This is a genomic window from Streptomyces sp. NPDC054849 (genome assembly GCF_053610945.1).
The window spans coordinates 24,497-31,536 of the sequence record NZ_JBSGZI010000098.1; the positions used below are offsets into that span (position 1 = coordinate 24,497).

A 7,040-nucleotide genomic window follows, 5' to 3' on the forward strand; every position below is an offset into this window, starting at 1 on the left:
CCGCCTACAGGTGGAACCAGTGCTGCTCGCCGGCGGCCACGTCGACATGGCGTTCCCCGGGCAGGGTCAGCCTGAGCGGACCCAGCGGGGATGCGGGGACGGTGACGCCCAGGCGGCCGGGCAGGAGCCGGATACGGACCCCCCGATGCCCGCGGTAGCACAACGTGAACGACAGGCGGGGGACCTCGCGCAGGGACACCGGGTCGATGCGGAGGGCGTCCGGGCCCGCCTCCAGGCCGGTGATGCCGCGCTCCACGAGGTCGACGGTGCCGGCCATCGCGCCGAGGTGGATGCCCTCGGCGGTGGTTCCGCCCTGGACGTCGTTCACGTCGCTGCGCAGGGCTTCCTCGTAGTACCGCCAGGCCTCGGGACCCTGTCCCCGGGCGAGGATCCAGCCGTGCACCAGGCTGCTGAGGGTCGATCCGTGGCTGGTGCGCCGCATGTAGTAGGAGACGGTCGCGCTCCAGATGTCGTCGTCGAGACGGTGGCCGAGCCGGGCGAAGAGGGCGCGCAGGTCGGACGGGCGGAACAGATACCCCAGCATGAGGGTGTCCGCCTGTTTTGACGCCTGGTAGCGGTTGACCGAGTCCCCTTCGGCCTCCAGGATGCGGTCGAGTCTGCGGATGTCGGCGTACCGGGCACGGTAGGCGTCCCAGTCCAGCTCGGCCAGGTCCCCGTAGCCCTCGAACTGACTGATGACCCCTTGGTGGAAGGGCACGTGCAGACGGCGGGAGATGTCCTCCCAGCGCTCCAGCTCCGCCGGGTCGAGGCCGAGCGGGCCCGACAGCTCGACACGGCGGGCCTCCGGCAGGTCGGCCAGCAGCGCGAGCCCGCGGGCGAGCACCCAGGCCGCCGTCACGTTGGTGTACGCGTTGTCGTCGATCCCCGGTGCGGAGGAGCCCGGGTAGGCGTCGTGGTACTCGTCCGGTCCCAGCACCCCCCGGATGCGGTAGCGCTGGAGTTCCGCGTCGTAGGTGGCCGCTCCGGCCCAGTACCGCGCGATTTCCAGGAACAGTTCGGCGCCGGGACCGTGGGCGAAGCCCCGGTCGCCGGTCGCCAGACCGTAGCGCCACGCGTTGAGCGCGATGGCGGACCCGACGTGGCGTTGGAGGTGCGAATGGTCGGGCAGCCACCGGCCGGAGCGGGGGTTGAGGTGCAGCGCCTGGGTCTCCTCGCCGCCCGATCCGGCACTCTGCCAGGGGTACATCGCGCCGCGGCCTCCGGCTTCGCGTGCGGCGGCCAGCGCGGCGGGCAGCCGACGATGGCGGTACATGAGCAGAGCGCGTGCCACTTCGGGGAAGTGGAGGGTCATGTACGGCAGGACGAACAGCTCGTCCCAGAAGACGTGGCCGCGGTACGCCTCTCCGTGCAAGCCGCGCGCCGGCACCCCCGCGTCGAGTTCCGCGGTGTGCGGGGAGAGGGTCTGCAGGACGTGGAAGAGGTGGAGCCGAAGGATGCGTCCCGCCTCACCGGGCACCTGCAACTCGGCCTGGTCCCACAGACGTCGCCATGCGGCTCGATGCGACGCGAGGAGCCCGGCGAACGACGGTGGCCGCGTGACGTGGTCGATCGCGTGCTGGAGCGGATCACCCGTGGGACGGTCGTACGAGGTGTACATCGCCACGGACTTGACGACTCTGGCCGGGCGATCCCGGGCGATGGGAAGGATGAACCGCTCGGTCGTGACGGTCTCCGTGCAGCTGATCGTGGCGGGCACGAGGGGGCGCGTCAGCGTTCTGGCGGCGACGCCCACGTCGATCGCGGACGTGGCGGTCCGGCAGGAGATCCAGGCGATGCCGTCCCGCTCGACGCCGGCGCGGTGGGCGGTGAGGTGGCGTCCGTCGAGATCCCGGTAGCGCGCCACACCCGCGTTGGTCACTCCCCCGTCGAGGCGGGACTCGACCTCGACGGCTCCGCGCCAGCCGTACGCGTGGAACACCGTTCGCTGGGCTGCCAGGTAGGGGTCTCCCATGTGCACGAGTCGGGTGTGAGTGACGCCGAGGCGGCGTCCTCGGCGGTCCTGGAAGAGCATGCGGCGGGTGAGCGTTCCGGCGCGCATGTCGAGCGTGATCCGGTAGTGCCGCAGGCTCGGATCGTCCGGAGTCAGCCATTCCCCAGGGGAACCGTCCTCGGGCAGGCAGCGGTAGTGCAGGGGGAGCCAGTTGGGCAGGTTGACCAAGTCCTCGTTCACGACCCGGTGGCCGGAGACCTGTGAGGTGAGCCGGTCGTAGCAGCCGGCGGCGTAGGTGCCGGGGTAGTGGACCGGCCCCGCGTCGGTCTCCGGGGCCGCGCCCCGTGTGGCGAACCTGCCGTTGCCGAGCGTGCACAGCGCTTCGACGAGCCTCTCCTGCTGCGGGTCGTAATGATCGTACTGCCAGGTCCAGACGGTGCTCACGGCCTCGCCCCCCAGACCTGTTCCACCACGGCGAGGAGGTCCGCCGCCACCAGGTCGGCTCCGCGCGCCACCAAGGCCTTCGCTGCATCGGGGTCGCCCGCCCGCTCGATGCCGACGACGAGCCGGAAGCCGCCCCGGCGGCCGGCGGCCACCCCGGCGAGGGCGTCCTCGACGACGGCCGCGTCCCGTGGTGCCACACCGAGACGGGCGGAGGCTTCGAGGAAGAGCGCCGGGTCGGGTTTGCCGACAAGGTCCAGCCGGGCCGCGTCGGTGCCGTCCACCACCGCGTCGAAGAGGTTCAGCAGACCGGCGGCTTCGAGAAGCGGCCTGGCGTGCCGGGATGCCGACGCGGCGGCGCACCGTACGCCCTCGGTCCGCAGTGCGCGCAGGGCGGGAGCAACGTCCGCGAAGGCCTCCACGGCGCCCGCGTCCAGCACCCGGTTGAAGGCCTGCTCCTTGCGCGCGGCGACGGCCCATACGGTGCCGCAGCCCGGCGGGTCGTCGGGTGCGCCGGGTGGCAGATTTACCGCGCGGGCGCCGAGCCAGGCGAGCGCGCCGTCGTAGCGGGCCTTTCCGTCGACCAGTTCCCTGTACTCACCGTCCGCGTCGAAGGGCGGCCGGCGGCTTCCTCGCCCGGTCGCCGCCCAGGAGGCCAGGCAGCCGTCGAAGGCCGTCTTCCAGGCGGCCGCGTGCAGGGGTGCCGAGTCGAGCAGCACTCCGTCGGTGTCGAAGACGACCGCGCTCGGTCCGTTCACGGGTTCACCACGCGGTGGCCTGTCACGCGCGTCGGGGTGGTCTTCATCCGGTACGTGTGCTGTCCGCCCGCCCAGGGCCGGGAGCGGGGCCTGCGTCCCGCTCCCCGGAAGACGAGTGCCTTCATGACACCACCCTTCTTCCTGCTCGGTGCGCCCGTGGGCGTCACGGGAGGGCTCCCCGCCACCGCCACCCGCGGGCGGGCCGATCGGTCCCCCGGCGAGGCTCAAGGGCTCATCCGCCGCCCGGGCACCGGCGATGACATGGTGGATCCGGCTCGCACCGGCGAAGCGCTTCCACTGCAGCCTCTTCCCAGGGTTTCGCAGACCTACGGCGCCGCAACCGGAGGGAAGCTTCTCCGCCCCGTCACGCCTGGGGCTTGGCGTCGATCTCGGCTCATCAGGTGCGGCCCGGACCCGGGGTGGCGGAGGCCTGCGCCGGACCTAGGGTGAGGCCCATGGAATCCTCCACCACGGGGCCGGCCGCTCAGCTGCTGCTGCCGCCGCGCAACGCCTTTCCCGGCTTCGTCACCGGCGTGCACGTCGACCTCGGCTGACCGCCGTGGACTGGGGGATAGGGCTGGCTGGTCTGGCCGCGGGCCTGCTGATCGCCGTCGTGACCGCGCCGGTCGGCGTGTCCGGGGCGGTGTTCCTGTTGCCCGTGCAGCTGAGCGTGTTCGCCGTGCCCAGCCCGGCGGTGACTCCGACCAACCTGCTGTACAACGTCGTCGCCGGACCCGGCGCGCTTCTGCGCTACGCGCGCGGCGGGGCACTGCACGGGCCGCTCGTCCGGCAGCTGGTGCTCGGGACCCTGCCCGGTGTCGTCATCGGCGCGGCCATCCGCGTGTTCGCCGTCCCCGGCCCGACGGTCTTCAAAGGTCTGGTCGCCGCGTTCCTGCTTCCCCTGGGCGCATGGCTGATCACCCGCACCCTCCGCCCACCACACCCCCGGCTCGCACCGACCGTTGCCCCGTCGTCTCGGTCGATCACCGGCATGGCCCTGTTCGTCGGCGTCGTCGGCGGGATCTACGGAATCGGCGGTGGCTCGCTCCTCGGCCCCGTCCTCGTGGGCCGCGGCATGCCGGTCGCCCGGGTGGCTCCGGCTGCCCTGGCGTCCACCTTCGCCACGTCGCTCGCCGGAACGGCCACGTACGCGCTGCTGGCGCCGGCAGGCTCCGGCGACATCGCGCCCCACTGGTTCCTCGGGCTCGCCTGCGGCCTCGGTGGCCTCATCGGCGGTTACCTCGGCGCCCATCTTCAGCCTCGCCTTCCGGAGAAGTCACTGCGGCTCCTCCTCGGCACGCTGGCCGCGGGAGTGGGCGCCTTGTACGCCGTCGAGACCGTCCGCTGATCCGCGGGTTCCGGCGCTCCCTCCTCGACCACCGCGCAGAAGCGGTCGTCCGGAAGCTCGGCGGCGTCAAACACCTCCCCCGCCGGGGCGGTGGTTTCGAGAAGGAGGCGTCGCCGTCATCGTCCGCCTGTCAGATCTCCGGCCCCGCGTCGGCGTGCTCGGGCGGCATCGCGGCAAGGTGCATCCCGGTCACGTTCCCTGCGCCGCGCCGGCCAGGAGAGCGCCATCGCGGTGAGCACGGAAGCCTCGACCCGGTGGTACACCCAGGTGCCGCGCCGTTCGCACCTCGGTCACGACCCGCACAGCCGCGCTCATCGCCCTCGGCGGCTACCCGCATCTCTTCGCCGCCCTTGCCGCCCTGTCACTCACGGCGACGGTTCTTGCGCTCGTACGCCCCAGGCCTCTGCCCCAGACCGAGAGCAACGCCCCCCGTAAGCAGGGACAGAGACCGCCGCGCCGAGATGGCCTTGCCGCTTAAGATCCCGTAATGGAAATCGAACTGTCGGACGCACTGGACGAACTGATCGAGCTGCAGGAAGCGACCGACGAAGCGCACGCCGAGTTGACGCGTCTCCAAGGAGAACTCGGCGACTCGGCTCAGTGGACCGACGAGCAGCACGTGACCTGGCGGGACGCGTGGGAAGACGCTCGCGAGCCCTGGTGGCTGCTGGATACGGCCCTGGACCACTACTCGGAGACGATCGGTTTGGACCGCGCCGAGTTGGAGGCCACGGTGCAGAAGGCGGCAGGCCACGTTCCCCCACCAGACGAAGCCTGACGGGCCCCGCCGGCGATCGAGGCAGCCTGATCACGCGTCTCTTCGGCTTGTCCGTCAGCCGCAGCACGATGCTGCGGCTGGTCGAATCCTTGCCCGACCCAAAATTTCCCCGCCCTGCGCGTCGTCGGCGTCGATGAGTACGCGACCCGCAAAGGCCGCCACTACGGGACCGTCCTGGTCGACGTCGAAAGCCGACGCCCGGGGGACCTGCTGCCCGACCGGGAAGCCTGCAGCGTGGCCGGGAAGCCTGCAGCGTGGCCGCTTGGCTCGCGAAGCGGCCAGGAGTAGAGGTGGTCTGCAGCAATCGGGCACCGTTCTTCGCAGAAGGCGCCACCGCCGGGGCGCCCCAGGCGGTGCAGGTGGCGGACAGGTGGCATCTCCGGCACAACCTGAGCGAAGCCGCCGAGCGTTGTGTCGCAGACCACCGCGGATGCCTGCGGGTGCTCGCGCCAAACTCGCGGTCGCCCGCGCGGCCGGCTACGACGACGTACTCACCTCCGCCGAGGTCGTAGCCCTTGACGATGTCGTCGTTGCCGACTTCGTCGCCGGTGCGTTCGTTGACCTTCTTGTAGCGGACGCGGTCGCCGGTGCCGCGGTGCAGCTGGTGGAAGTGGACGGTGTGGTCCTCCGTGGCGGTGAAGAGGCCCACGGGCACGGTGACCAGTCCGAAGGTCAGGACGCCGGTCCAGATCGCTCTCGCCTCCGTCGCCGTACCGGCTGTCTATGTGTCATCGTCGGTCAGCCGCTTAAGGCCGCAGCCGCAGCCTCGACCCGGCGGCGGACCTCTCGCAATGCTGTCGGCATCCCGTGCCCTGGCTTTGGCCTGGCGTTCGCGGTTGCGGGCCCGGCTCTGCTCTTGCTCTGTCGTCTTCAGCCGTTCGGCAGCTCGGTGACGCGCTCCTCCGCCTGGCCTCGGCGGCCGCCTCCTCCGCCTCGCGTGCGGCGCTCTGGGCCTCTCGCTGTCGGCCGTACAGCGCCTCCTCGGCCTCGTCCGCGTCCTGCCGTGCACGCTCCAGCTGCTGCCTTCGGCGCTCGTGCGCCTCGTCGGCCTTGCCACGGGGCGCCGGTTTTGGGGCGGCAGCCGGTGGCCGGGCCGGTTTGGCCGTCCCACCCTCGGCCACTCCGGGGAAGCCGGCGGAGGCGCTCAGTGGCTTGGTCAGGCGGCCGGTGGCCCACGCGCGGGCGGCTTCCGGGTCGGCGAGGACGGCGTGCAAGGTCTCTTCGATCCCTCGCTGCGCATCGTCACCGAGCCGGTGTCCGGCGTCGGCGGCCCGCTGCCGCGACTGCCGCGACAGGGCGCCGATCAGCAGACGCTGCTGGCGGGAGAACTCGCGCAGCTGCTCCCCGTCCAGGTCCCGGTGCGCCTGGCGCAGCTGCTCCCCCAGCCCGATCACCGGCTCCACCTCGTCGGGCTGCTCGCGAACGAGCAGGTTGCTCGCCCACGCGGAGAGGGTGGGGCGGCGCAGCGCGGTGATCTGCTGGGTGAGCTTGCGGTCGCCTTCCTTGCGGGCGGCTGCGGCGCGGTCGTTGCGGGCGGCGGTGAAGTTGCGGCTCGATGCTCCTCAAATCCCTATCTCGCCCGAGGCGGCGTAGGCAGGTGTCCGGCCCTGACCCCCTCCTGCCTCTGCCGCCCGTGCTGGAGCAGCTGCTGGTCGTACGCCGCTGGCTGGAGTTGACCCTGGCCCGGATGGACGAGCGGATCACCGCCGTCCGCGCGCCGACACCGGAAGGCGCGGCGCCGGCCGGTGCCGCAGCCGCCGCAGT

Annotated in this window: 5 protein-coding genes and 1 pseudogene; 2 read left to right on the top strand and 4 right to left on the bottom strand. The window is 72.0% G+C overall.

Features of this window, described 5'->3' with window-relative positions; all coding sequences use genetic code 11:
• Positions 1-4: 4 nt before the first annotated feature.
• Both ACWGIF_RS30860 and ACWGIF_RS30865 read right to left on the bottom strand, forming a co-directional pair.
• Positions 5-2,395: a glycoside hydrolase family 65 protein gene (locus ACWGIF_RS30860; RefSeq protein ID WP_453502399.1), complete on the bottom strand. Its 2,391-nt coding sequence runs from the start codon at positions 2,393-2,395 to the stop codon at positions 5-7.
• Positions 2,392-3,150, bottom strand: coding sequence for an HAD family hydrolase (locus tag ACWGIF_RS30865; protein ID WP_453502401.1), 759 nt, complete (start codon positions 3,148-3,150; stop codon positions 2,392-2,394). Before ACWGIF_RS30865 ends, ACWGIF_RS30860 begins: the two co-directional genes overlap by 4 nt.
• Before the next feature lie 559 nt (positions 3,151-3,709).
• Here ACWGIF_RS30865 and ACWGIF_RS30870 point away from each other — a divergent pair.
• Together ACWGIF_RS30870 and ACWGIF_RS30875 are read left to right on the top strand one after the other, a co-directional pair.
• On the top strand, positions 3,710-4,498 hold the full coding sequence (locus tag ACWGIF_RS30870) for a TSUP family transporter (protein WP_453502402.1): 789 nt from the start codon (positions 3,710-3,712) through the stop codon (positions 4,496-4,498).
• 487 nt (positions 4,499-4,985) lie between these two features.
• On the top strand, positions 4,986-5,276 hold the full coding sequence (locus ACWGIF_RS30875) for a hypothetical protein (protein WP_453502404.1): 291 nt from the start codon (positions 4,986-4,988) through the stop codon (positions 5,274-5,276).
• Positions 5,277-5,754: 478 nt separating this feature from the next.
• On the opposite strand, the pseudogene ACWGIF_RS30880 reads toward ACWGIF_RS30875, so the two are convergent.
• Positions 5,755-5,967: pseudogene (locus ACWGIF_RS30880) on the bottom strand (Ku protein); the annotation flags it as partial.
• 55 nt (positions 5,968-6,022) lie between these two features.
• On the bottom strand, positions 6,023-6,670 hold the full coding sequence (locus ACWGIF_RS30885) for a hypothetical protein (RefSeq protein ID WP_453502406.1): 648 nt from the start codon (positions 6,668-6,670) through the stop codon (positions 6,023-6,025).
• Positions 6,671-7,040: the final 370 nt, after the last annotated feature.

Bases quoted from the DNA above. Each gene is read 5' to 3' on its own strand.
- ACWGIF_RS30875 (WP_453502404.1), top strand. From the start codon at position 4,986: ATGGAAATCGAACTGTCGGACGCACTGGACGAACTGATCGAGCTGCAG.